Annotated in this window: 25 protein-coding genes and 1 pseudogene; 20 read left to right on the plus strand and 6 right to left on the minus strand. The window is 42.6% G+C overall.

Features of this window, described 5'->3' with window-relative positions:
- Nucleotides 1-136 precede the first annotated feature (136 nt).
- Nucleotides 137-1,366, plus strand: coding sequence for a dicarboxylate/amino acid:cation symporter (locus EIZ58_RS04560; protein WP_134699309.1), 1,230 nt, complete (start codon nt 137-139; stop codon nt 1,364-1,366).
- A gap of 90 nt (nt 1,367-1,456) precedes the next feature.
- Here the strand turns inward: EIZ58_RS04560 and EIZ58_RS33070 are convergent, their stop codons facing one another.
- Together EIZ58_RS33070 and EIZ58_RS04565 are read right to left on the minus strand one after the other, a co-directional pair.
- Complete coding sequence (locus EIZ58_RS33070; RefSeq protein WP_167577484.1) at nt 1,457-1,624, minus strand: hypothetical protein; 168 nt, start codon at nt 1,622-1,624, stop codon at nt 1,457-1,459.
- A gap of 449 nt (nt 1,625-2,073) precedes the next feature.
- Entirely contained in the window at nt 2,074-2,364 is a 291-nt protein-coding gene (locus tag EIZ58_RS04565) for a hypothetical protein (protein WP_134699310.1), read from the minus strand.
- A gap of 266 nt (nt 2,365-2,630) precedes the next feature.
- Here EIZ58_RS04565 and EIZ58_RS04570 point away from each other — a divergent pair, with 266 nt between their 5' ends.
- From EIZ58_RS04570 to EIZ58_RS04625, 13 genes and pseudogenes are all read left to right on the plus strand, one after another.
- Complete coding sequence (locus tag EIZ58_RS04570) at nt 2,631-2,831, plus strand: cold-shock protein (RefSeq protein WP_134699311.1); 201 nt, start codon at nt 2,631-2,633, stop codon at nt 2,829-2,831.
- 129 nt (nt 2,832-2,960) lie between these two features.
- On the plus strand, nt 2,961-3,443 hold the full coding sequence (locus EIZ58_RS04575) for a CarD family transcriptional regulator (RefSeq protein ID WP_205672107.1): 483 nt from the start codon (nt 2,961-2,963) through the stop codon (nt 3,441-3,443).
- Nucleotides 3,444-3,526: 83 nt separating this feature from the next.
- A complete protein-coding gene (gene cshA / locus EIZ58_RS04580) occupies nt 3,527-4,972 on the plus strand; it encodes a degradosome RNA helicase CshA (RefSeq protein ID WP_134699313.1) in 1,446 nt (481 codons plus the stop codon).
- 463 nt (nt 4,973-5,435) lie between these two features.
- On the plus strand, nt 5,436-6,518 hold the full coding sequence (locus tag EIZ58_RS04585) for a glycosyltransferase (RefSeq protein ID WP_167577485.1): 1,083 nt from the start codon (nt 5,436-5,438) through the stop codon (nt 6,516-6,518).
- 1 nt (nt 6,519) lies between these two features.
- A complete protein-coding gene (locus tag EIZ58_RS04590) occupies nt 6,520-7,311 on the plus strand; it encodes a glycosyltransferase family 2 protein (protein ID WP_134699315.1) in 792 nt (263 codons plus the stop codon).
- A 129-nt stretch (nt 7,312-7,440) separates the two neighbouring features.
- Nucleotides 7,441-7,914 carry a MarR family winged helix-turn-helix transcriptional regulator gene (locus EIZ58_RS04595; protein ID WP_134699316.1) on the plus strand — a complete coding sequence of 158 codons (474 nt, stop codon included), beginning with the start codon at nt 7,441-7,443 and terminating at the stop codon, nt 7,912-7,914.
- 16 nt (nt 7,915-7,930) lie between these two features.
- Nucleotides 7,931-9,658 carry an ABC transporter ATP-binding protein gene (locus tag EIZ58_RS04600; protein ID WP_134699317.1) on the plus strand — a complete coding sequence of 576 codons (1,728 nt, stop codon included), beginning with the start codon at nt 7,931-7,933 and terminating at the stop codon, nt 9,656-9,658.
- Nucleotides 9,655-11,547, plus strand: a complete 1,893-nt coding sequence (locus EIZ58_RS04605) for an ABC transporter ATP-binding protein (protein WP_134699318.1) — start codon at nt 9,655-9,657, stop codon at nt 11,545-11,547. The genes EIZ58_RS04600 and EIZ58_RS04605 overlap by 4 nt, the downstream gene beginning before the upstream one ends.
- A gap of 221 nt (nt 11,548-11,768) precedes the next feature.
- Complete coding sequence (locus EIZ58_RS04610; protein ID WP_134699319.1) at nt 11,769-12,398, plus strand: YesL family protein; 630 nt, start codon at nt 11,769-11,771, stop codon at nt 12,396-12,398.
- Between the two features lie 227 nt (nt 12,399-12,625).
- Nucleotides 12,626-13,092 (plus strand): annotated as a pseudogene (locus EIZ58_RS04615) (fumarylacetoacetate hydrolase family protein); the annotation flags it as partial.
- Between the two features lie 130 nt (nt 13,093-13,222).
- Nucleotides 13,223-13,372, plus strand: coding sequence for a cyclase family protein (locus EIZ58_RS35110; RefSeq protein ID WP_167577486.1), 150 nt, complete (start codon nt 13,223-13,225; stop codon nt 13,370-13,372).
- Between the two features lie 8 nt (nt 13,373-13,380).
- Nucleotides 13,381-13,512, plus strand: coding sequence for a hypothetical protein (locus EIZ58_RS34770; RefSeq protein ID WP_255438196.1), 132 nt, complete (start codon nt 13,381-13,383; stop codon nt 13,510-13,512).
- A 155-nt stretch (nt 13,513-13,667) separates the two neighbouring features.
- Nucleotides 13,668-14,459 (plus strand): DUF817 domain-containing protein, encoded by a 792-nt coding sequence (locus EIZ58_RS04625; protein WP_134699320.1) that lies wholly within the window; start codon nt 13,668-13,670, stop codon nt 14,457-14,459.
- Nucleotides 14,460-14,490: 31 nt separating this feature from the next.
- Here the strand turns inward: EIZ58_RS04625 and EIZ58_RS04630 are convergent, their stop codons facing one another.
- Nucleotides 14,491-15,135 carry a Uma2 family endonuclease gene (locus EIZ58_RS04630; protein WP_134699321.1) on the minus strand — a complete coding sequence of 215 codons (645 nt, stop codon included), beginning with the start codon at nt 15,133-15,135 and terminating at the stop codon, nt 14,491-14,493.
- Nucleotides 15,136-15,395: 260 nt separating this feature from the next.
- Between EIZ58_RS04630 and EIZ58_RS04635 the strand changes: the two genes are divergently transcribed.
- Complete coding sequence (locus EIZ58_RS04635; RefSeq protein ID WP_134699322.1) at nt 15,396-15,590, plus strand: hypothetical protein; 195 nt, start codon at nt 15,396-15,398, stop codon at nt 15,588-15,590.
- A 160-nt stretch (nt 15,591-15,750) separates the two neighbouring features.
- On the opposite strand, the gene EIZ58_RS04640 is transcribed toward EIZ58_RS04635, so the two are convergent.
- Nucleotides 15,751-16,644 (minus strand): LysR family transcriptional regulator, encoded by an 894-nt coding sequence (locus EIZ58_RS04640; protein WP_134699323.1) that lies wholly within the window; start codon nt 16,642-16,644, stop codon nt 15,751-15,753.
- 141 nt (nt 16,645-16,785) lie between these two features.
- Between EIZ58_RS04640 and EIZ58_RS04645 the strand changes: the two genes are divergently transcribed.
- On the plus strand, nt 16,786-17,973 hold the full coding sequence (locus tag EIZ58_RS04645) for an aminotransferase-like domain-containing protein (protein WP_134699324.1): 1,188 nt from the start codon (nt 16,786-16,788) through the stop codon (nt 17,971-17,973).
- A 318-nt stretch (nt 17,974-18,291) separates the two neighbouring features.
- Here the strand turns inward: EIZ58_RS04645 and hcp are convergent, their stop codons facing one another.
- On the minus strand, nt 18,292-19,935 hold the full coding sequence (hcp, locus tag EIZ58_RS04650) for a hydroxylamine reductase (protein WP_370297622.1): 1,644 nt from the start codon (nt 19,933-19,935) through the stop codon (nt 18,292-18,294).
- Nucleotides 19,936-20,184: 249 nt separating this feature from the next.
- Between hcp and EIZ58_RS04655 the strand changes: the two genes are divergently transcribed.
- From EIZ58_RS04655 to EIZ58_RS33075, 4 genes are all read left to right on the plus strand, one after another.
- Nucleotides 20,185-20,757, plus strand: a complete 573-nt coding sequence (locus EIZ58_RS04655) for an RNA polymerase sigma factor (RefSeq protein WP_240688945.1) — start codon at nt 20,185-20,187, stop codon at nt 20,755-20,757.
- A complete protein-coding gene (locus EIZ58_RS04660) occupies nt 20,754-21,533 on the plus strand; it encodes a DUF4367 domain-containing protein (protein ID WP_134699326.1) in 780 nt (259 codons plus the stop codon). Before EIZ58_RS04655 ends, EIZ58_RS04660 begins: the two co-directional genes overlap by 4 nt.
- A gap of 154 nt (nt 21,534-21,687) precedes the next feature.
- Nucleotides 21,688-22,029, plus strand: a complete 342-nt coding sequence (locus tag EIZ58_RS04665) for a hypothetical protein (protein ID WP_134699327.1) — start codon at nt 21,688-21,690, stop codon at nt 22,027-22,029.
- A 134-nt stretch (nt 22,030-22,163) separates the two neighbouring features.
- Nucleotides 22,164-22,367, plus strand: coding sequence for a hypothetical protein (locus EIZ58_RS33075; protein ID WP_167577487.1), 204 nt, complete (start codon nt 22,164-22,166; stop codon nt 22,365-22,367).
- Nucleotides 22,368-22,764: 397 nt separating this feature from the next.
- Here the strand turns inward: EIZ58_RS33075 and EIZ58_RS04670 are convergent, their stop codons facing one another.
- On the minus strand, nt 22,765-23,091 hold the full coding sequence (locus tag EIZ58_RS04670; RefSeq protein ID WP_134699328.1) for a hypothetical protein: 327 nt from the start codon (nt 23,089-23,091) through the stop codon (nt 22,765-22,767).
- Nucleotides 23,092-23,222 lie beyond the last annotated feature (131 nt).

A 23,222-nucleotide genomic window follows, 5' to 3' on the forward strand; every position in this document is an offset into this window, starting at 1 on the left:
GCTAATCATTTTAACGGAAGTAGAATAGGAAATCCAACTTATTTTTTTAGTTGGGCTCGTGTAGATTTTAGTAGGTTCCTGTGGGATTACGCTTACAATTTGTTCATCAAATGTTCACAAAAAGGGGGATTCTTTTATGAAAGATAATCTGCTGACAAAGATTTTAGTCTCATTTGTCCTTGCCATTTTGGCAGGAGCCTTGATCGGTCCGAGTATTGAGATTGTTAAACCATTAGGGGACTTGTTTTTGCGCTTAATCAAATTCATTATTGTACCTTTGGTTCTTGCTTCCCTGGTTGTTGGGGTAGCGAGTACCGGAGATATGAAAAAGCTTGGCCGAATGGGAGGCAAAACCGTAGCGTATTATTTGCTTACAACAGCCTTGGCTGTCACGATTGGACTGGTTCTCGGTAACGTCTTTGCTCCCGGTGCCGGACTAGATTTGCCAGCGATCGAAGAAAAGGTGGAACCGAAAGAAGCGCCAGGCCTTATGGATACTCTGGTGAATATAGTACCTACCAATCCCATTGCCGCTTTAGTGGAAGGGAACATGCTGCAGATCATTTTCTTTGCTATCTTCCTTGGCTTGGGTATCACGATGCTCGGAGACAAGGTGAAAACCGTTCAAAGCTTTTTTGAGCAGTTGGCAGAGATTATGTACAAAATTACTGGTTTGGTGATGCGTTTTGCCCCGATTGGGATATTTGGCTTGGTAGCCCCGATCGTTGGAAAATACGGCCTTTCCGTACTCATGCCTTTACTGAAGCTCATTCTTGCTGTGGCGGTCGGATCAATCCTGCATACCGTGATCACGTATTCCACATCGGTTAAGCTATTTGCCAAGATGAGCCCGGTTAAGTTCTTTAAGGGCATTGCTCCGGCAACTCTGGTTGCATTCAGTACGTCAAGCAGCGCCGGCACTTTGCCGATCACCATCAAGAGTACGGAGGAAAACTTGGGCGTCTCAAGAAAAGTGAGCAGCTTTGTCCTTCCTCTGGGCGCTACGATCAACATGGATGGAACAGCACTGTATCAAGGGGTTTGCGTAATCTTTGTAGCACAATTCTTCGGGATGGATCTGACGTTTGCCCAGCAACTGACAATTATTCTCACCGCGACCTTAGCTTCCATCGGTACGGCAGGTGTACCTGGGGCAGGCTTGATCATGCTGACCATGGTCATGACATCAGTAGGACTGCCGTTAGAAGGAATTGCCCTGATCGCTGGGATCGACCGAATTTTGGATATGTTCCGTACCTCCGTTAATGTTACTGGAGATGCTTCAGCTGCTGTTGTGGTCGCCGCATTGGAAGGCGAACTGGCTTCTGGCCAAGTGGACCAAGTAAAAGGAACGATTTCAGCGTAGATAAGAGGTCCCCATCTCATTAGGTGGGGACTTTATTTTTTGGACATAGCCTGGATGGGAAGATAATTGAAGAAAAAGAAACCGCAAGGTTTAGCGGTTTCTTACGATATCACGTTCTCTAACTTTTACGAACTGTCCGGTGTGAGTTCGAACAACAAGGTGATCTTCGTACACGTCCTGTACTGTAGCTGGTGCATTTTTCATTCCATGCATTCGGTCTAAGATAATTTTTTGTCCCACTGTGTATGTTTTAGTCAAATCCCTCACCTCAGCATAATATATGCTGTTCCGGTGAAATCAGTCATTAATATATAAACTTGCTGGAATGTTTGTCCATTGCTTTAGTTAATAAATTAAAGTATAGTAGGATATAGAAAACAAAATAAGAAAGATTGCAATGAGAAATTCACATGTTATAAAGGGTTATCATTCTTGGTCGCTCTTTATAGTATGTGAATTTTTTTAATTTACAATTCACATACTGATCCTCTTGTTAAGGACCCTCCCTGAATCCATGTAGATTTAATCCACCTTCCAATGGCAACTTTCCTTATACATTTTCACACAATTTCTTGAAATTTCAATTCACACTGGCACGGTCATCGGAGCCGTAAGGATGGAAGAGAGGTAGGGCTTTCGTTGTTTTGATCTTTTGATTTAAAAAAGTATCCTACGAAGGGGTAGGATACCAATTTATTGTGACTTTTTTAATCTTTCTTGGTTTTAGTGGGAATTTTTGTTTCTTTAAAACTATGGTTCAAAAAATCCATTCGAACATTTGGGTGATTCTGCAACTCGAGACCTTCGTGCTGAATTTGCTGAGTAGTCGCTTTTTCACTCGGCTTCCTGTTTAATACCTTCCACCCGCCCGTAATAAGCGATACATAATAGTATCGATAGACTTTTTTGTTTTTAGAAGCTCTAATAATCACTTGACTATCCCAGTCCGTCGTATCGATCAATTGCACGAGCTCTACCTCAACGTTGGCAAAATTCATTAGCTACCCCCAATTTTTTAACATTCTTAACTATTATTTGTCTAATGTAAGAAATATAACCATTTGTTGTTCGAATTGATTTACTTGCTTTTCTTGGCAAAGTGTTATAAAATAGGTTTTACAGTTAATTTGCTAATTCTAATGCCATGTTAAATTCACATGTTAAAAAGGGTTATCACGTTGCGGATGGTTACTCTTTTTAATATGTGAATTTTTTATTTTCTAGGAATGCAGCATATTTATCATAATAGTTGGGGGTTTTTTATATGCAAAAAGGTACAGTGAAATGGTTTAATGCAGAAAAGGGATTTGGTTTTATTGAAACAGAAAACGGAAATGACGTATTTGTCCATTTCAGCGCGATTGCTACGGATGGTTTTAAGTCTTTAGATGAAGGCCAACGTGTACAGTTCGAGGTTGTTCAAGGACAACGTGGAGCACAAGCTTCTAACGTTACAAAGCTATAAGATACTTTAATCCCCTATAGTAATAGGGGATTTCTCTTTCTTTAGGACCTCTTTAACAATCTCTTCTTAATTCTCCTGTTTTGTCTCTTCACACCGCGCTGATTTTGTGATCATGACCCAAATAGATTTTTGGAGGTGGACCTTTTGTTTCAAATTGGCGATAAGATCTTCTACCCTATGTATGGAGCAGGTACTGTAGAATCCATTGAAGAAAAAGAGATTTTAGGGGAAACGCAGTTCTATTATATTTTGAACATGACATTGAGAAATTTACAGGTCATGATACCGACCAAAAAGGCTTCAACCCTCGTGATCCGAGAAGTGGTAGGCAACGACATTCTTGAAAATTTGTTAGCTACTTTTCATCATGGTCAACCGAATGTGACAGAAGATACACATAAAGTTAGGCAACGAATTAACATAGATAAAATAAAAAGCGGAGATATTTTTGAAGGAGCGGAGGTTATCCGTGACCTAACGTACCTCAGTAAAAGCAAGAAGCTTGGCATGGAAGATAAGATGATGCTTGACAATGCCCGACAAATGTTAATCAGTGAGTTGGTGCTTGTAAAGGGATTAAATTTCGATCAAGCAGCTCGTTTAATAAACTGACGGTAAACAAAGCAATAAAACGTGCATCCGTGCGAAGATTTTGGTTCAAACTATATTCAATGTAAAAAAAAAGGGGTAATTATATGACAACATTTAATGAAATGGGTATTAGCGAACCTATTTTAAAGGCTATTACAGATATGGGGTTTGAAGAAGCGTCACCTATTCAAGAGAAAGCTATTCCTATTGCCTTAGAAGGCAAAGACATCATTGGACAGGCCCAAACCGGCACGGGAAAGACTGCGGCTTTTGCCATTCCGATCTTAGAGAAGGTGGATCCAAGCAAAAACTATGTTCAAGCCATAGCCATTGCGCCTACAAGAGAACTTGCCATCCAGGTAGCGGAGGAGATCAATCGGCTGGCGAAATATATGGGGGTTTCCGTTCTCCCCATCTATGGAGGACAGTCCATTGAACGACAATTAAACGCCTTAAAAAAGAGACCTCATATCATTACCGGAACACCCGGAAGGCTGTTGGACCATATTCAAAGAAAAACGTTGCGTTTAGAGCGTGTATCCATTGCTGTGTTAGACGAGGCAGATGAAATGTTGGATATGGGTTTTCTGGAAGATATTGAGAGAATCCTTAAAGAAACACCCGAACAAAAACAAACACTACTGTTCTCTGCAACGATGCCGAAGCCCATTCAAGATCTTGCCGAAAAGTTTATGACGGATCCGGAGCTTATTAAAATCAAAGCTAAAGAAGTGACTTCTCCTAGCGTTAGTCAAGTTTACTATGAGGTTAATGAAAGAGACAAGTTTGATGTGCTCAGCCGTCTACTCGATGTGGATAACCCTGAATTGGCGGTAATTTTTGGACGCACGAAAAGACGCGTGGATGAGTTAACCGATGCCTTGAACAAAAGAGGCTACCTTGCTGATGGACTTCATGGAGACTTAAATCAACGACAGCGCGATATGGTAATGAATAAGTTTCGCGATGGTAAAATTGATATCTTGGTTGCCACAGATGTTGCAGCAAGAGGTATTGATGTATCAGGTGTGACCCATGTCTACAATTTTGACATCCCTCAAGATCCCGAAAGCTACGTTCACCGTATCGGTAGGACGGGACGAGCGGGTAAAACGGGGGAAGCTATTACACTTGTTACACGTAGGGAAATGGGACAATTGCGCACGATTGAAAACTCGTCCAAGGGAAAGATTCAACGAAAACCTATACCAACCGTTGCTGACGCTGCAGAATCTAAACAGCGAATCGCATCAGAAAAATTGATCCGATTGGTCGAAGAAGGAAATTATAATCAGTATAAAGAAACAGCCAGTGAGTTACTTGAACAGTACGATTCCATCACACTGGTTTCCGTTGCCTTGAAACTTCTGACCAAAGAACCAAACGATATCCCTGTACAGCTTACTGCCGAAGCACCCCGAGTAGCGAAGAAGCCTAAGCTAAAAGTAGAGAGAAAAGCAGGTCACAACAACCAAAAGGGAAAGAAGTTCGGAGGTAAAGAGCAAAAAGGTAAGAGGGAACGACGTTTTAAAGAGGCCGTGCTTAAGTAAGGATTCAACAGACTGCAAAATTGCAGTCTGTTATTTATGGACATTTAATAAATTAGAAAATTTATTCCTTTCACAATTTGTTCACTTTTTTATTGTAAGGTTATGCCTTATAATAAAAACATAGGGACAAGAAATACAACCTGTGAAAATTTCTGTCCCACTATGAACATAAGGAGGATGTTGTTATGGATACATGTGTGCACTGTAGAGAAGAATTAGCTGTGATGGAACGTAATCGAACAGAGTGCTGGGAATGCCAGGACAACATATCCGTTACCTACTCTGACGACGAACTAGAATAATGAGACATAAAACCATAAAGAAAACCCCTCTATTTTTTACAAGTAGAGGGGTTTTCTTTAGATGTTAGGGACTTGCCCTTTCTCTATCACTCTCTCTATGAAAGCTGCATAAAATATAACAATCTATTATAAGAGAATTTATGAAAGGAGGCATTGATCCGGTGAGGAAAAGGATCGCATTCGTTCGTACCAAGTATCTCCCTCCCTCTGAGACGTTTATCTATGAGGAATTAAAAAATATACGCAAATATAAACCGATTGTTTTTGCTCGAAAAATATATAATCTAAGGAAGTTTCCCTATCAACCTATCCGAAGGCTTCCTTCAAGTGATAGAAAGACGGCTCGAGTTTGGAAAAAGCTTCGAATCAAGTTAATCCATGCCCGTTTCGGTACGACCGGAACCAAATTAATCAAAGCTAAAAAGATAGCCAAAATCCCCATGCTAACTTCTTTCCATGGCTTTGACCTGCCTCAGCGCCGACATAAGGATAAATCCTACCTACGTAAACTTCCACGGCTCTTCCGTATCGGAGAGAGATTTACCGTGCCTTCCAAATATGCGAAAGCCAGACTCGTAAAATGGAAATGCCCTCCCCAAAAAATTAAGGTGATGTACAGCGGCATCGATTTAAACAAATTCCATTATGTTCGGCGTAAGCCGAAGAAAGAGAAGATCCATATTATAGCTGTAGGACGTCTCCATGAAAAAAAGGGGTTTAAATATCTCATTAAAGCCTTTAAAGAAGTGCATAAAGCTTATCCTACGAGCAAACTGACGATCGTCGGAGATGGAGAGCAGTACCGTACCCTAAAGAGACTGGTTAAAAAGCTGAAGCTCAAGCATTCCGTTGAATTTAAAGGGAACTTATCTCATAAAAAGGTAGCTAAAGCGCTGAAACGCTCAGATATCTTCTGTTTGCCAAGTGTCACGACGAAGGATGGCAATCAGGAGGGGATTCCGAACGCATTAAAGGAGGCCATGGCTTCCGGACTTCCGGTTATCAGTACGAAACATAGTGGGATTCCCGAGCTAATCAAAAATGGCAGAGAAGGATTTCTTGTGCAGGAGAGGAATGCCAAGCAATTAGCCAAAAAAATGAAGGAACTCATTAAGGATCCAAAGCTGCGCATCCAAATGGGAAAAAACGGTCGTTCCAAAGTCGAGCGTTTCTTTAATTCTAAAAAGCAAGTGAAAGTCCTAGAATCGATTTATCGATCCGTTATGAAAATGAGGAGGGGCTAAGATGAAGAAGGCCCGCGTGACCGTGGTTATTCCTACGTATAATCGAGCGAAGTTTCTGCCTAGAGCCATTAGGAGTATCCTAAAGCAAAATACAAAGCACTGGAAGCTGTTGATCGTCGATGACGGCTCAACGGACGACACGAAAAAGGTCGTCAAACGTTTTTTAGAGGATGAGCGCATACGCTATGTACGGCTGAAGAAAAATCGTGGGGTCTCCTATGCTCTAAAAAAAGCCTTATCGATGGTGGACACTCCCTTTTTTGTCCAACTCGATGCCGACGACTGGTTTGAAAAAAAGACAATCAAAGCTTGTTTAAAAGCGATGAAAAAATCAAGCAACAAAGTGGCCATGGTGTATGGGAATGAAAAGGTCTGGAAGCAAAGCAAAAGCGGAAAGATCAAATATGTGAAAACGAAGAAAAAAAGACAACTAAAAGGAAAATACGATTTTATTACCTACCATCCAATGGTGTATCCTCGCTTCTATCGACGGAAGGCCCTGCGATCGGTTGGAGGATGGACAACAAAGGTTCCTCATGGCGGTCGCTTCGCCGAAGATCGGCAAATCCTGCTCAAGCTTGCTGGGCGATATCCGTTTAAATGGATTAATAAGCCCCTCTACAACCACCTCACACATGCCAATAATAATTCTCGAAAATCCAACAGTAAAAAATATGCCGCGGTAACAAGCTACTTGTATAAAGATGCCTTAAAGCGCTGGGGCAATAAGTATAAGCCGGTCTTTACATGGAAAAAAGGACGATTGAAGGTGAAAAAGCTGGTGAAAAGATAAGCTGAATCAAAGGAAGAATTAACTGGCATTTGGCTGGTTGATTTTTTCTTTGTAAGGAAATATAATTAGGTTACCTAATTAAATAATTTGGTTTGCTAATTAAGTTTAGTGTTCCGGAAGGAGACATCCATGTGTGAGGAAAAAAACGATACGATTACCCGAGATTTATTTAAAGCATTCCGCAATATTAAGCATGTAAGCCAATATTGGCGGCAACCTGTAGCGGGATGTACACCGGGCGAGGTCATGATGCTGCTGGTCGTACGCGAAAGCATGGAGAAGGATAGCCATGGGCTAAAGGCATCTGAACTCAGCGGCAGGTTGCGCGTGACCTCACCTACCGTGACGCAGATGCTGAATGTGATGGAGGCCAGAGGGCTGATCGAGCGGGGAACAGATCCGGTTGACCGTCGTGCTGTACGGATTCGTTTAACCGAAGCAGGAAGGGAAGTGACAATTCTTGCGAAAAAAGCAGTGGATCATGAAATGGAGCTGTTAATCCGTCATTTAGGAGCAGAACGCAGTCAGCAGCTGATTGAGCTGTTGAACGAAGTTTTCAGCTATTACAAAACGAGAACGGATGAAGCAGGAGAATGCGAATAGGAGTGGTGAACCGGTTATGTTAAAGCTACTGCGGTTAATGAAGCCTTATGGGCTGTGGGTGGCGCTTGCGGTGTTGCTGATTTTCTTACAAGCGATGTCAGAGCTGTACTTGCCGACCTTGATGGCCGACATGGTAGATCATGGCGTCATTGAGGGGGACACCCCCTATATCTGGCGCATTGGCGGTTTTATGCTGTTGGTTGCAGCGGTGGGCGCCTTGTGTGCCGTCGGGGGAAGCTACTTTTCTGCCAGAGCCTCGGGGGCGTTCGCACGAGATTTGCGAAGCCGTGTGTTTGCACACGTCGAGCAATTTTCCTTACATGAATTTGATAAAATGGGCACCTCCTCTCTGATTACGAGAACGACAAACGATATTACGCAGGTATACCAGGTGCTCAACGTTATGATGCGCGTGATGGTCATGGCCCCTTTGATGTGTATCGGGGGGATTGTGATGGCCGTATCGAAGGATGCCAAACTAGCGTTGGTCCTGATTTCGGTTGTACCGGTCCTAGCGGGCTTCATCGCATTCATTTTCTGGAAAGGCGGTCCGCTGTTCCGATCGATCCAGACGAAGGTGGACCGGTTGAGCTTGGTGTTGCGTGAGCATTTGACCGGCATAAGGGTCATACGTGCTTTTAACCGGACGGAGCGTGAGCTACAGCGTTTTACCGAAGCGAATGGGGATCTGACGGATACGGCCATTCGCATGAATCGGATGATGGCGGTGATCATGCCGTTTAATTTACTAGCGCTTAATCTCGCTTGCGTTCTGATCATCTGGTTTGGCGGCATTCGGATTGAGGGGGGTCATATGCAGGTTGGGGATCTCATTGCGTTTATCCAATATGGATGGCAGATAATGTTCGCCTTGGTATTCGCCTCCATGATGCTAGCGATGCTGCCACGAGCAATGGCCTCCGCCGCAAGAATCACCGAGGTGCTGGAGATGAAGCCTGAGCTGACGGATACAAAAGAGGTTGCCGATCCACCGTTGGCCCTTGCTAGCGTTGAGTTTCGCCATGTATCCTTTTACTACCCGGGAGCAGAGATGCCTGCCTTATCCGATATTTCCTTTCGAGCGAACCCGGGTGAAGTAACAGCGATCATTGGCGGGACCGGTTCAGGCAAATCCACGATGATGAACCTGATCCCTCGCTTCTATGATGTTTCAGATGGACAGGTGTTGGTCGGTGGAGTAGATGTGCGCGAGCTGCCGCAGGCCAAACTTCGATCGATGATTGGATTAGTGCCGCAAAAAGCTCTCCTGTTTACGGGGACGATTGCGGACAATATCCGCTTCGGAAACGAGCGGGCATCCCATGAAGAGATTCGAAGAATAGCAGCGGTAGCCCAAGCGGAGAATTTTATAGATGAGTTAACCGACGGTTATGATGCACCAGTAACCCAAGGAGGCACCAACCTCTCCGGCGGGCAGAAGCAGCGGTTGTCGATCGCTCGCGCCCTCGCGCGTAAGCCCGAGATTTACCTTTTTGATGATAGCTTTTCGGCGCTCGACTTTAAAACCGACGCCAAGCTGCGAGCGGCCCTTAGGGAAGAGACGAAGGAGTCCGTCGTCTTGATCGTCGCCCAAAGAGTAAGCACGGTTATGGAAGCCGATCAAATTATCGTTCTGGAAGAAGGCCGTATGGCTGGGATCGGCACCCATCGCGAGCTGCTACAGTCGAACCGCGTGTATCGCGAGATCGTAGCATCCCAGCTCTCAGAGGAGGAGATTGCATGAGTGAACAGGAGCAAAAGCCAGTCGCTGGCCCCCCTCCCGGATTAGGTTTCGGTCCTGGGCGCGGACCCGGAATGATGGGCATGCCTAGTCAGAAGGCCAAAGACTTCAAGGGGAGTTTACGCCGGCTAGCTACCTATTTAAAACCCCATCAAGGCGCTCTCGTGATTGTCCTTGTCACCGCGGTGTTGAGTACCTTGTTTGCTATATTAAGCCCCAAGATTATGGGGGATGCTACAACCGCTATCTTCGATGGCATGATAGGAAAAATGAAAGGGGAGACTGGGGCAGGAATTGATTTTGGCTATATCGGCCAGATCCTAGTGGTTCTTGCGATACTGTTTGTGGTCAGTGCCGCGTTCAGCTATATCCAGCAGTATGTGATGGCCTCAGTTTCCCAGCGAGTGGTCTACGATTTGCGTCAAGAGGTCAACCGGAAGCTGGAGCGGTTGCCCTTAAAGTACTTCGACTCACGAGCCCATGGCGATACGATGAGCCGTGTGGTCAACGACATCGAGACCATTAGCAGCACGCTGCAGCAAAGCTTAACCCAACTGATCACCTCCCTTGTTACCCTAGTTGGCGTATTAGCCATGATGCTTTGGATCAGCTGGGTCATGACGCTCAGTGTCCTCATCACCCTTCCGCTCAGCGTGATGGCGATCCGAGCGATCACACCGCGCTCGCAAAAGCATTTTCGCGGGATGACGAGGTCACTTGGCGAGTTAAACGGCCATGTGGAAGAAATGTATACGGGCCATCACGTCGTGAAGGCGTTTGGTTATGAGAAGAAGTCGCTGCAGAAGTTTGAGGGGATGAACGAGAAACTCTACCAATCGTCCTGGCGCGCTCAATTCATCTCTGGCATTGTGATGCCGTTGATGGGCTTTATCGGTAATCTTAGTTATGTTCTCGTTTGCGTAGTGGGCAGCATCTTCGTCATCCAAGGCTCCATTACGATTGGGAACGTGCAGGCTTTTCTTGCCTATACCCGACAGTTTACGATGCCGATCAGTCAGACGGCGCAAATTGCAAATATCATCCAATCGACTATCGCCGCCGCAGAACGAGTATTTGAGCTGCTCGATGAGCAGGAGGAGCTGCCGGAAGAAGAGCGAAAGCTGAGCACCGAGCAAGCCCGAGGAGAGGTGCGGTTCGAGCGCGTCGACTTCGGCTACAAACCGGATACCTTGCTGATCGAGAACATGTCGATCGAGGTGAAGCCTGGGCAGACCGTCGCCATTGTCGGTCCGACCGGCGCTGGCAAAACGACGCTGATCAATCTCCTGATGCGCTTTTATGAACTCAACGACGGGCGCATCACCATCGATAGCATGGATATCAAGGAGATGAAGCGAAGGGAGCTTCGTGGTCTGTTTGGCATGGTACTGCAGGATACATGGCTGTTTAACGGAACGATTCGCGAGAACATTGCTTACGGACGCGCAGATGCTACGGAGGAAGAAATCGTCCAAGCGGCCAAGGCTGCCTATGCGGATCACTTCATCCGGACGCTTCCGGAAGGTTATGATATGGTGCTGAACGAGGAGGCATCGAACCTTTCCCAGGGTCAGAAGCAATTGTTGACGATCGCCCGAGCCATCCTGGCCGATCCGACCATTCTCATTCTGGATGAAGCGACCAGCAGCGTCGATACCCGGACGGAGGTCCATATTCAGCAGGCGATGAACGCACTCATGAAAGGCCGCACCAGTTTTGTAATTGCCCACCGACTCTCGACCATTCGGGATGCTGACCTAATCCTGGTGATGAACAAAGGAACGGTGATTGAGCAGGGAACGCATGATGAGCTGCTCGCGAGAGATGGATTTTATGCCGATCTGTACCTCAGCCAGTTTAGTGGAAGGAGACCGGTGAAGGAAGCGGGGTAAGTTACTTAAAAAGGTGTTTTGAACGATAATGTTCAGAACACCTTTTTTCGATGAATACTAAATGCAGGGTTTCCCTTTAATATTTGGAGAAGAAACGCCATAATTCAAAGAAGCTCGGTGTCTGAAGTGGCACCGAACTGTGAATTTTTTGAAGATAAGCTAAAATAAATAGTATAGAATAGAGAAAAGGAGTCTTCGTACACATAAGGAGGAGGGCAGATATGACAAGACTCATGGGTGGATTCTATAGAATTTCAGAATGGATTACGAGATTGGCCTATGCAAATCTATTGTGGATAGCTGGAAACTTACTCGGATTATTTCTGCTAGGTTTTTTTCCTGCTACTGCAGCTCTATTTGCTATAACTAGGAAATGGGTAATGGGAGAAGCCGATATCCCTGTATTCAGAACCTTTTGGAAATCATATAAAGAAGAGTTTGTAAAGGGTAACCTTATGGGACTCATCGTTGTCATAATCGGTTACATTCTTTATATTGATTTTAACTTCCTACTGCAATTGGAAGGAAGTCCTCTACGATGGCTCTATCTGCCATTACTAGGTTTAACTTTCTTTTATGTCTTGCTATTATTCTACCTCTTTCCTGTTATGGTTCATTATGAGCTGAACAAACGCAATATTCTAAAAAACTCGTTTCTTTTCTCCGTCACGTCGCCTATCACAAGTATGGTTATGCTTCTTGGAGGGCTTCTCATCTATTTTATTATGATTCGATTCCCCGGATTGATGATCTTTTTCGGGGGGAGTAGTTTAGCTTTACTTCTTACAGGTTCTGCCCACTTTGCGTTCAGAAAAAATCAAAAGAGAATAGAATCAAATAGAATAACATAAGAATATTCGCTGACACAGCCTGTTGAAAAATCTCAACAGGCTTTTTATTGGTTGAGAATTCCAAGACTAACACTACATGTAATGTAAGAATTTTAAACATGTACAGGAAACACACATTTCACTTGTGTGTTTCTCGTACAGCATAATCAGTGATTGGTTGAGAAACAGCTACCCCATATGATTGGCATTCTTCTTGCTTATTTGTAATATCGAGCCGGTTGAAAAGGCTCATCGGGAAACAAGGAACCAACATCAAAGCCAGTGAGGCGGAGGAGTATATCTTCGGCTATACCATTCTCAATGACTGGTCTGCTCGCGATCTTCAAATGCAAGAAATGAAGGTGCTGCTGGGTCCGGCAAAAGGAAAGGATTTCGCTTCCTCCATTGGTCCCTACCTGGCAACGAAAGAGGAATTGGCCCCCTACCGGACAGGAGACCGTTTTGACTTAGAGATGACCGCGAAGATCAACGGCGAGGTGCTGACGCGTGGAAACTTCAAAGATATCCATTATAGCTTTGCCCAAATGATTGAAAGAGCCTCGGAAGAAGTCACGCTTTACCCAGGAGATATCATCGGATCGGGAACCGTTGGCTGGGGTTGCATTATGGAACATGGACCAGAGAGGTGCATCGCTGGCTCGAGCAAGGGGACGAAGTGGAGCTGGAAATCACGGGATTGGGGCGTTTGAAAAATGTCAACGTCTAGAGAACGGCTAAGAATCATTGACTTGAGCGTCCCAATTGGTACGGACTTGAAGGATCCACTTCCTTTTTCGATCCGTTTTTAAAGCCATGAAGAGGGTGCGGAATTCGGCGCCAAACTGGTGGGCGTCAACCCAGAGGATTTCCCCGAGAGAAAAGGCTTGGCAGGGGAGTTTTTGACGCTTACTCCACATGCCGGCACTCATGTGGATGCTCCTTGGCATTATTGGCCCACCTCCGAGGGAAAGCCTCCAAAATTCGTCCGGCTGTAGAGAGAATGATGGAAGAAGCGAAGTTGGCTGCTAGAAATCTTAGACATCAAAAAGAGACTGGGAATGATGAAATAAAAGAGATTTTCGGTGAATCGGAGGAAGGTAAGTCATTTAAAGTTATAGAGCATTCTTTGTATTGAAGAATGCTTTTTGTCTTGTCTAAAATCAAAAGAAATATTTAACAACAATAAGAATACAATAAACTGCAATATAAATTTATTGTTAATCGATAAATTGTGTGTTAAATTAAAAATGACACTAAAACAGTGAGGTGCTTTTGATGGAGGCACGAATCATGAGAGGACTAAAACAACTCGTTCGTTTTGGTTGGGAGCAGGCGCTATCGTGTTTGTTTCCTGTCGTCATTTTTTCCTCTTTGGCTTTTACACAAATCGTGTCGCTTCCCTTCCTGCCACGGTATGACTGGCTGCTCATCATCTGCCTTCTCATGCAGTGGTGGTTGGTGTGTTCTGGGCTTGAAACACGGGATGAGTTAAAGGTAATCAGCTTGTTCCACCTTATTGGTCTTGTTCTGGAAATTTTCAAGGTCTATATGGGATCCTGGTCTTATCCAGAGGAAGGATACTTCAAAATTCTTGGAGTGCCTTTATATAGCGGGTTCATGTACGCAAGTGTAGCAAGTTATCTTTGCCAGGCATGGCGGAGGTTAGACGTTGAACTAGTGAAGTGGCCACCGTTGATAGTTGTTGTCCCACTGGCAGCTGCGATTTATTTGAATTTTTTCACCCACCACTATTGGATGGACATTCGTTGGTGGTTATCTGGTCTTGTCCTTATCATCTTTTGGTCATCATGGGTCACTTATGAGGTTAATGGAACGCGATACCGCATGCCAATCGCTCTTTCTTTTGTGCTCATCGGATTTTTCATATGGATAGCTGAAAATATCGCTACCTTCTTTGGTGCGTGGGAATATCCAAATCAAACGGATGCATGGAGTCTCGTTCATCTAGGAAAGGTGAGTTCATGGCTGTTATTGGTAATTGTAAGCTTTCTGATCGTAGCGACGTTAAAGCAGGTAAAAGGAAAAAACTCCACTAGTGTAGATATGAGTCCATTTTTATAAACCAAAAAAGGATGAATCCCATGGCAAGTGTCTAAAGCTTATCTATATGCTCAAAGAGTCTATTGAGGGGAAATTCTATACTTTCGAAAATCGTAGACTTTACTTGGTCATACAAACTGTAGGAAACTGGAAATTTATAAAGATTGTCATCCCAAACATATTTATGTAACAAAAAGTTACTACAATCTACAATCCAATATTCCCTAACGCTTAATGCTTGGTAGACTTCAAGCTTAGTAATGAAATCAAACCCTGAGTTTGAAGCAGACAAAACTTCAGCAACTAAATCCGGAGCTCCGTAGCATTTTCCATCCTTTATCTTAGAGCGATCACAAAGGACGGTTATATCTGGACAGTAAGATTTCGGTTTTGAAGATTTGGCAATTTTGTTCTTAGGTATTACAACAGCTAAATTACTTCCGTACACGGAACAAGGGCCCCCTCGCAAAGAGGTAACAAGCTCTGCGATTAAGTTGGCTACGGTTCCTTCGTGCTCTGCTGAAGCGGGAGACATAAGGACAGGATATCCATCATGCAATTCATACCTCTCCTCGCCAGCATATTGAAAAAATTCTTCTAAAGAATATTCCCTAGTGGTATCCAACCTCTTCACGTTCGAGTCATCATTTCTGAAATCATCGGAAATCATTATTTTCCCTCCTTCAAATGTAAACATTGGTTAGAGCTTGCAGAATAGGTGTCCGTTCTTTTCTCCTATGTTAAGTTTAGCACATTCTAGCAAAGGGACCAAATCAAAGCTTTCAGGATTCCAAATGGAAGCGAAGCTTATAGTATGGAGTTTATGATTTAAATTACGTTTATGCACCTTATCAAACTTATTAGACTTTACTTTAAAATCTGCAAATTATGGACTATTATTTTGTTGTAAGTGCTATCATTTACATGGAAAATAAATACCTGATGGGGGAAAGTAACATGACTGGAACAGCCGTACTTTATATGGCGGACGAAAAAATGCTAATCCTACGAAACATTGAAAAAGAGGTAATGGAAGAAATTCAATCCCAATGCGGTCATGATCAATGCATTTGCCATGTGGATGAAAAAGAAGTGAATTATGGCAGTGTCAAGTATGCCATGTGGATGGAACGCGTGGACATCGGTGACTAATAACTTTTAATCCACTCCGGGGTATGGAGTGGTTCTTTTATCGAAATGGAATTAATGACCCGAACGGAAGACAGCCGATTTATTGGCTGCCACCTATTTTATGCACGTGATTGAGTAAAGAGGTACAGCCCTTGGAGCCTTAATGAGGCTCCATTTTTTGTTAGAATTGGTCTTCCTTAAAAGTGTCGATGAAAGCCTGTGCGCTCTTGGAAAGATAGCGCTCTCTAAGCCAAACGATACCTACATCAGATTGAAAAGTTGCATCAAGTATATCTAACATTTTGATCTCCGACATCGGAAAGGAAGACATTACAGACTTTGGTAGGATCGTAGCCCCAATACCTGCTACTACTAACGCTATAATAATTGCAACGCTTGAACATTCACAGACAATGTTCGGTTCAAAACCGAAACGTCTGCATTCATTTACGATTTTTTCGTTCAGTCTAACTGTTCTATCACTCTTTAAGGCCAAAAGAGGTAGAGAGGCAATATCTCTCATGTGGATGGATGGCTGGGATTCAATCCAATCTTGAGGAGCTACTACCACAAATGGGTCTGATGGTAAATGGATGATATCGTACTTGGAGGATGGGGAATCCGATTCAAAAGGAAGTCTTGTGATCACGAGTTCAATATCTCGATTTTCAAGATGCCTTCCCAGAGTGAAATGATCGCCTTCCAAGATTTTAAAGATCACATCCGGATACTTCTCCCGATATTGTTTCATTTTCTCTGGGAGAAGCGACACGCATGAAAACACCGAACCAATTGATAAGGTTCCTCGTAGTCCTTGATCAATCTCTTGGATTTCCGTTATCGTTTCATTCAGTTGATGTATCAATTTCTCCGCTTTTTTCTGTAAAATGATCCCCGGTTGTGTCAGTTTTAACTGCTTTCCATTTCGTTCAAACAAGGAGACACCGAGTTCTTGTTCCATTAATTTTAATTGTCTACTTAACGGCGGTTGTTCCATGCTTAGGGTTTTTGCTGCACGAGTAATTTGTTCTTCTTTTGCTATAGCCAAAAAGTATCGAAGCTGCCGAATATCCATTGAAATCCCCCTGAATGATCATACCTTTTTGATATGATAAACCAATAATATCGATATTTTAAATATATATCTTATGATGATAACATAAAAGCAGAGGATATAATTTATTGAATTTTTAATCATTAATGGGGGATTGAATTTATGCACTATGTTTTTGCAGATCGGACGAAAAATTTCACATCTTCATCCGTTCGGGATCTTTTAGCCATCATTCAGCAAGGAAATGTCATTTCTTTTGCCGGTGGACTTCCTTCTGAGGACTTCTTCCCAGTAGAACAACTCCAGTTGGCTTATGAGAAAGTTTTTGCATCGAGGGCGGGTGCATTACAGTATGGCGTAACGGAAGGTTTTATGCCCCTGCGTGTATTGCTCAAAGAAAGGATGAAAATGAAAGGGATTAATTCAGAGCCGGAATCCATCTTGTTGACGACAGGATCACAGCAGGCGATTGATCTGTTCAGTAAAGTTATGATTTCACCTGGTGACATCGTCCTGACTGAAAATCCGACCTATCTAGCAGCTTTGCAGGTATTTAAAGCCTACGAAGGACAGGTTTGCTCCGTTTTAGGGGATGAATATGGCATGGACCCCCAAGATTTAGAATCTAAAATGAAGACGTTAAAACCCAAATTCATCTATGTGGTTCCTACTTTTTCTAATCCTGAGGGGAAGGCTTGGAGTCAGGAACGTAGGATAACCTTAATAGAATTGGCTAAAAAATATAATGTCCTCATTATTGAGGATGACCCTTATGGTGAAATCCAGTTCAATGATGGGGAAACCTATCCATCTCTGGCTAGTCTAGAACAGGAACGAACACATGTATTATATACAAGTACTTTTTCTAAGACCGTTGTTCCTGCTCTTCGCAGTGGTTGGATCACAGGACCTAAAGAAGTGATCTGCATGATGGTACAGGCAAAACAAGCGTCTGACCTTCATTCTAGTTCCTTAGATCAGCAAGCCCTCTATTTTCTGTTGCGTGATTTCGATCTAAACGGCCATATTGCTCTACTTCGACGGAAATATTATGAGCGTATGAATGTCATGCGCGAATACTTAGAGAATCTAGAAGGTTTTAGCTTTACCATACCAAAAGGAGGGATGTTCATCTGGGTAGAAGCTGATGAACATTTAGATATGACCCGTTTGCTTCCAGAAGCCGTGAATCATGGTGTAGCGTATGTTCCCGGATCACCTTTTTATGTTGTAAATCCACAGAAAAACACGTTCCGATTGAACTTTACCCATTCCACTCCTGAGAAGTTAAAGCTTGGGATGACGCGTTTATCTGAAGTTCTAAGTAGGGTAGAAAAAGTAGAAATGTAAAACGGTCTTCAATAAAAAAGGTGATCACTATAGGATGTGATCACCTTTCGACCTTTGTTCTTTGCACTCAAAAGGGCCTTTATTGTTTAATCTAATAAGATATCTTCCAAAATCTCTTGTGCAAGTAATTGAACACAATGACAATCTCTAGAACTACTTTGACAGGAAATACAAACCTCTTGAGACATCATTTCTTTCCATTGAACTACCTTAGGAGCAGTGTCTGGTGGAAAGTTGGTCAATTTAAAGGGCATGGAAATTCATCCTTTTTGTTAAGTATTTTCTGTCGTATTCCCCTTGTTTTATGCATTTTTGAAATTAGAAGTTCATGAACATTTCCATGTCGTCTTTTGTATTTGTAATGCCGCCTACATTAAAGTTTTCAATTAAGAAGTTCGTTACGTTGGGTGATAAGAATGCGGGTAGAGTTGGGCCAACGTGAATATTTTTCACCCCTAGGTAGAGTAAAGATAAGAAAACGATCACCGCTTTTTGCTCATACCATGCGATATTATAAGATAAAGGTAATTCATTTACACTTTCTAAACCAAATGCCTCTTTGAGCTTCAATGCCGTCATGACGAGAGAGTAAGAATCATTGCATTGACCAGCATCCAGTACTCTTGGAATTCCGTTGATATCACCTAAATCAAGCTTATTGTATCGGTATTTGGCACAACCAGCGGTTAAAATAATCGTATCACTTGGAAGCTCTTCGGCGAACTCTTTATAATACGTTCTGCTCTTATGGCGACCATCACAGCCAGCCATCACAAAGAATCGTTTAATATCACCATTTTTCACAGCTTCTACCACTTGATCCGCGACTTGAGCCACTTGATTATGGGCAAATCCACCGATAATTTCACCTTTTTCAATTTCTACTGGTGGTTCGCATTTCTTGGCATGCTCAATAATGACGGAGAAATCTTTTGTACCATCTTCACTTTTAGGAATATGGGTTACACCTTCAACTGCCGTTGCCCCCGTTGTATACATTCGTTCTTTATAAGATGCCTTCGGTGGTACAATACAGTTGGTTGTCATTAAAATCGGTCCGTTAAAGCTCTCGAATTCACGCGTTTGTTCCCACCATGCATTTCCGTAGTTACCGACAAAATGGTCATATTTTTTGAATGCCGGATAATAATTTGCTGGAAGCATCTCACTATGTGTATACACATCTACACCCGTGCCTTCTGTTTGTTTTAATAACTGTTCCATATCCTTCAGGTCATGTCCACTAATTAAAATTCCTGGATTTTGACGTACGCCAATGTTTACTTTCGTCATTTCAGGATGGCCATATGTTGATGTATTGGCGGTATCTAGAAGCTCCATGGCATGAACGCCGAATTTTCCACATTCCATGGAAAGGTCAATTAATTGTTGCATACTTACGGCATCATCTGTGATCATGGCAAGTGCCTTTTGCATAAACGCATTGAGCTCTTCATTTTCATAGCTAAGATTTGCCGCATGCTCTAAATAAGCAGCCATCCCTTTTAAACCGTAAGTTACTAATTCTCTTAATGAACGAATATCTTCATCTCTTGTAGCTAATATACTAACTTCTTGAGAAGCTGATTTCATTTCAAGCTGATCATTGGTTTCCCCATACCAAGTGACAAAATCGCTTTGGTTGTCTACGGTGTACCCCGCCTGTTCGATTGCCGCTTTAATTTTTTCACGAAGATCTAACCCTTCTCTTACCGTTTTGAAAAACTCATTTTTATCCCAATTGGCATTGGTAATCGTCATAAAAAGGCCATTGATGATAAATTCATCTGTTTTCTTTTGATTAATCCCGATTTCACGAGCCATTGTATTTACAATTGATACTCCCTTAATCGTGTAAATCAATAAATCTTGCATATTGGCTAAATCATCTTTTTTTCCACAAACACCAGCGATTGTACAACCTGTTCCACCTGCAGTTTCTTGACATTGAAAACAAAACATACTCATTTATCATTACCTCCATTGGATGATTTACGATGATTACGTAATAAATACTACCAACCCCAGAACTAAAACGCGGTGATGAATATCACATAATTTCAAATCGTGATAATGTTTAAGGCTGTGCTAAACAGAATAGGCTGCAAATATTGCCGATAAATGGAAATTGATATAAACTATTAAACTATAGTGGCAAAATAGACAGATAGTGCAGTGAGGATTTCCTGCTGTACGGGAGGTGTCGAGAGATTGATAGATGGCATATGGAGGAAGCTGAGGAAAAAGGAGGTGCATACAGAGAAGATCTTGTTCGAGATGTTCTATCACCGGGTATTTAAAACCGCTTACTTTATAACGCATGATCGGGATCTAGCACAAGACGTAACCCAGGAAACTTTCATTAAAGCGTTTAAAAATTTACATACTTTGAATGATGGCAAAAAGATCGAAGCCTGGCTTGGAACGATTGCGACAAGGACAGCCATTGATTTTCTTCGACAAATAAAAAGATGGAAAGATTTTACCGCAGAAGACGACTATAATGATGAGATTGGGATCCAAAATGAATCCGTATCCTCTGTTGAGCGGCAAATAGTAGACCAATACATAAAAGATTTGCTTCAAGAAGAAATCTTAAAATTAAAGCCCGAATACAAACAAGTGATCATCTTGAAGTATGATTATGAGCTTAAAGATGAAGAGATCGCATCGGCACTGCAGGTAACCGTCGGAGCGGTCAAGACACGCCTGCACCGGGCTAAGCAAAAAATAAGAACCTCACTGCAAGAGCATCCAGCCATACGGGATGGTGATATCATATGATGAAAAAAGATGGACTAGATGAATTGATAAAAGACCTGATCTTGGACCAAATAAAAAATAGTCCTGCACCCCCATTATCTTCAACAGAGGCCTGGGAGAAAATTCAACCCCAGATAGGAAATGCTAGCCCCTCAAGGTATTCCTTTTCAAAATGGAAAGGGGTCTATGCTGTATCGGGTTTTATACTATTATTAGTGCTGCTAATCACATGGAGTCCTAATAACGGGGGGGCATTCCAAAAAATCATTCAAATGATGCAGGGCTTTAAAGAAAATTCAGCCCAAATGATGATTAGAGTTGGTGACACGCCCGATAACGGTAAGGGAGCACCTCCACAAGAGGAATTTAGTATTATACCTGGGTCACAGTCCGTCCCCCAAAATATGACATTGGAAGAAGCCCAGGAGATTATGAAGTTTCCGATTATGGTACCACAAGTAGTCCCTGGGAACTTTAATCTCAATCATGCTACCGTCATGACTAATGCCATTGATGAAAAGTACAGTGAAATCATACTCTATTATTCGAATGATATAGATAAGGAAAAATTCTTTTATGTTCAACAATTTACAATTAGCGACCAATTTGGTGCAGGCGCAACATATGGAGATCGGCTGATTGAGGAAGTAAATATTGGAGGTCATAAAGCAACGCTAGCCTATTCACCGAAAGAGGAGTTCAGCACGCTCACTTGGGTCACCCAAAGTCATTACATTTCAATTTGGGGGCATTTAACGAAAGACGAGATTATCCAGGTTGCAAAGTCGTTACGATAAGATCCATGCAACTGGCCAAAGATTTGGGGATGGACGCCTATCCTTCCCCCACCCCCTCGTCCGTTTATAAAAGCATGTAAACCAAATTATCGTTTTCGGGACGTTAAACATTTTTCTATATTGGATATTTGGATAAGGAAGGGGATAGCACCGGGTGAAACACGTGTTTATTATTCTATTAGGTGTTTTTTTATTCCTATCAGGATGTAATAATAAAATACCTTTTGAACAAATAAGCTTAGATGAGGTACCAGAAGATATTAGGACTTCGATTGAGGAAACGCCGTCCGCTAGCACTGGGATGGCAGAAAGAGGGAATAAGGCCTACGCTATTATTATTGGAGAAGTTGGTCAAGAAATTGAAGTGATAACAGTTGAAAAGTTTGATGTACATTATCGAATCACGGAATCATCAAATCCTAACTCCGAACGCCCGATAAAAGTAGTTAAGTTTAGGAATAACGGTTCTCCTGTTGGTTTTAAAGAGGTTAAATAAAGCTAAAACTGCAAAAAGCAGGTTTAATATAAAGTGTCTTCTTATTTTTAATCTTGTCCAACCAGTAAGCAGAGAACTAGTGCTGGTATAATAGCAATGGCAACTACAAGATAATACCATCAATATTATCACAAGTGGTCATTGTAGCTGAACCAAAAAGAACGGGTTATCAAGAGATTTGGATTGAAAGAAGAAGGTTACCTTCCGGCAAAATGTTATTGCATTTGGTCACATCATTTGAGATTGATTATTTACCCATCATGCCACCAGAAGTAAATAATCAAATAGAGATGATTACTAAAATGAAAAAGCGGAGAACAGAGTCTCCACTTGTATGAAAGGGGATTTCATGAGCTGTGCTGGGCAGCTAGATGGGGGAGAAGATTAAAAGAACCCTGGGCGGCTAACAATCACAAGTAGAATGTAGAGGACAAGAATAAACGCAAGTCCGCCACCACCAACTCCAATTGCACTCATAAGGCACAGCCTCCTTTCTCTTAAGCTACTATTATCATATGAAAATATGTTGTTAAGGTATAGGGAGATAGCCCCTAGTTTAAAGTGGATTTGAACGATCGGTAGTGAGGCCCCTTCCATTTAATTAAAAAAACGCCAGACCTTATGAGCTCGGTGGATCAATTTGAATAATGGGTCTTAGAAAAACTTGGTCAATCCCTATAGTCGCTGAAGGACTCGAATCCCGTAATCCGATAAAAATGACGGGTTCCTCAGCGCCTAAGACTGGAACCGCCATCTGCCTAAACGAAAAGTCTCTAAAGGAAGGTCAAACGTGTAATTGCTAGCTGCGGAATACGTCATAAATACTCTTCCTGTCGTGAGGCTAGTTAATCTTCTTACATAAAATAAAAGTCTATAACCTCTCCTTGTATCTAAAGGAAGGGTATATTGAGCAATGTATCGTTCTAATCCTCCACTGATTACACAGAAATTATTTCCCACCAACGCATTCCTTCTAAATAAAACACCGTCACCGTACCAAGGAGCCAATGTGCTGTTTTCGAAGCCTCCATTTTGGATAGCTCCCCACGGGGTTTGTTTCACTTTACTCCTTCTATTAAGATATTTCTTCTTATTTCGACTAGATAGGGTTAGCTTAGTTTGAGGAGATATTTTTCCTTTTAAATATAAGGGGGGATCCAAAGACAATGGCTATTCCTCCTTACGAGCTTTTA

Origin of the sequence: Ammoniphilus sp. YIM 78166, assembly GCF_004522215.1 — a bacterium.
Taxonomy (GTDB): domain Bacteria; phylum Bacillota; class Bacilli; order Aneurinibacillales; family RAOX-1; genus YIM-78166.

Coding starts and splice junctions, on each gene's coding strand:
- EIZ58_RS04560 (WP_134699309.1), top strand. CDS start 137: ATGAAAGATAATCTGCTGACAAAGATTTTAGTCTCATTTGTCCTTGCC.
- EIZ58_RS04565 (WP_134699310.1), bottom strand. CDS start 2,364: ATGAATTTTGCCAACGTTGAGGTAGAGCTCGTGCAATTGATCGATACG.
- EIZ58_RS04570 (WP_134699311.1), top strand. CDS start 2,631: ATGCAAAAAGGTACAGTGAAATGGTTTAATGCAGAAAAGGGATTTGGT.
- cshA (WP_134699313.1), top strand. CDS start 3,527: ATGACAACATTTAATGAAATGGGTATTAGCGAACCTATTTTAAAGGCT.
- EIZ58_RS04590 (WP_134699315.1), top strand. CDS start 6,520: ATGAAGAAGGCCCGCGTGACCGTGGTTATTCCTACGTATAATCGAGCG.
- EIZ58_RS04595 (WP_134699316.1), top strand. CDS start 7,441: ATGTGTGAGGAAAAAAACGATACGATTACCCGAGATTTATTTAAAGCA.
- EIZ58_RS04600 (WP_134699317.1), top strand. CDS start 7,931: ATGTTAAAGCTACTGCGGTTAATGAAGCCTTATGGGCTGTGGGTGGCG.
- EIZ58_RS04605 (WP_134699318.1), top strand. CDS start 9,655: ATGAGTGAACAGGAGCAAAAGCCAGTCGCTGGCCCCCCTCCCGGATTA.
- EIZ58_RS04610 (WP_134699319.1), top strand. CDS start 11,769: ATGACAAGACTCATGGGTGGATTCTATAGAATTTCAGAATGGATTACG.
- EIZ58_RS34770 (WP_255438196.1), top strand. CDS start 13,381: ATGGAAGAAGCGAAGTTGGCTGCTAGAAATCTTAGACATCAAAAAGAG.
- EIZ58_RS04625 (WP_134699320.1), top strand. CDS start 13,668: ATGAGAGGACTAAAACAACTCGTTCGTTTTGGTTGGGAGCAGGCGCTA.
- EIZ58_RS04630 (WP_134699321.1), bottom strand. CDS start 15,135: ATGTTTACATTTGAAGGAGGGAAAATAATGATTTCCGATGATTTCAGA.
- EIZ58_RS04635 (WP_134699322.1), top strand. CDS start 15,396: ATGACTGGAACAGCCGTACTTTATATGGCGGACGAAAAAATGCTAATC.
- EIZ58_RS04640 (WP_134699323.1), bottom strand. CDS start 16,644: ATGGATATTCGGCAGCTTCGATACTTTTTGGCTATAGCAAAAGAAGAA.
- EIZ58_RS04645 (WP_134699324.1), top strand. CDS start 16,786: ATGCACTATGTTTTTGCAGATCGGACGAAAAATTTCACATCTTCATCC.
- hcp (WP_370297622.1), bottom strand. CDS start 19,935: ATGTTTTGTTTTCAATGTCAAGAAACTGCAGGTGGAACAGGTTGTACA.
- EIZ58_RS04660 (WP_134699326.1), top strand. CDS start 20,754: ATGATGAAAAAAGATGGACTAGATGAATTGATAAAAGACCTGATCTTG.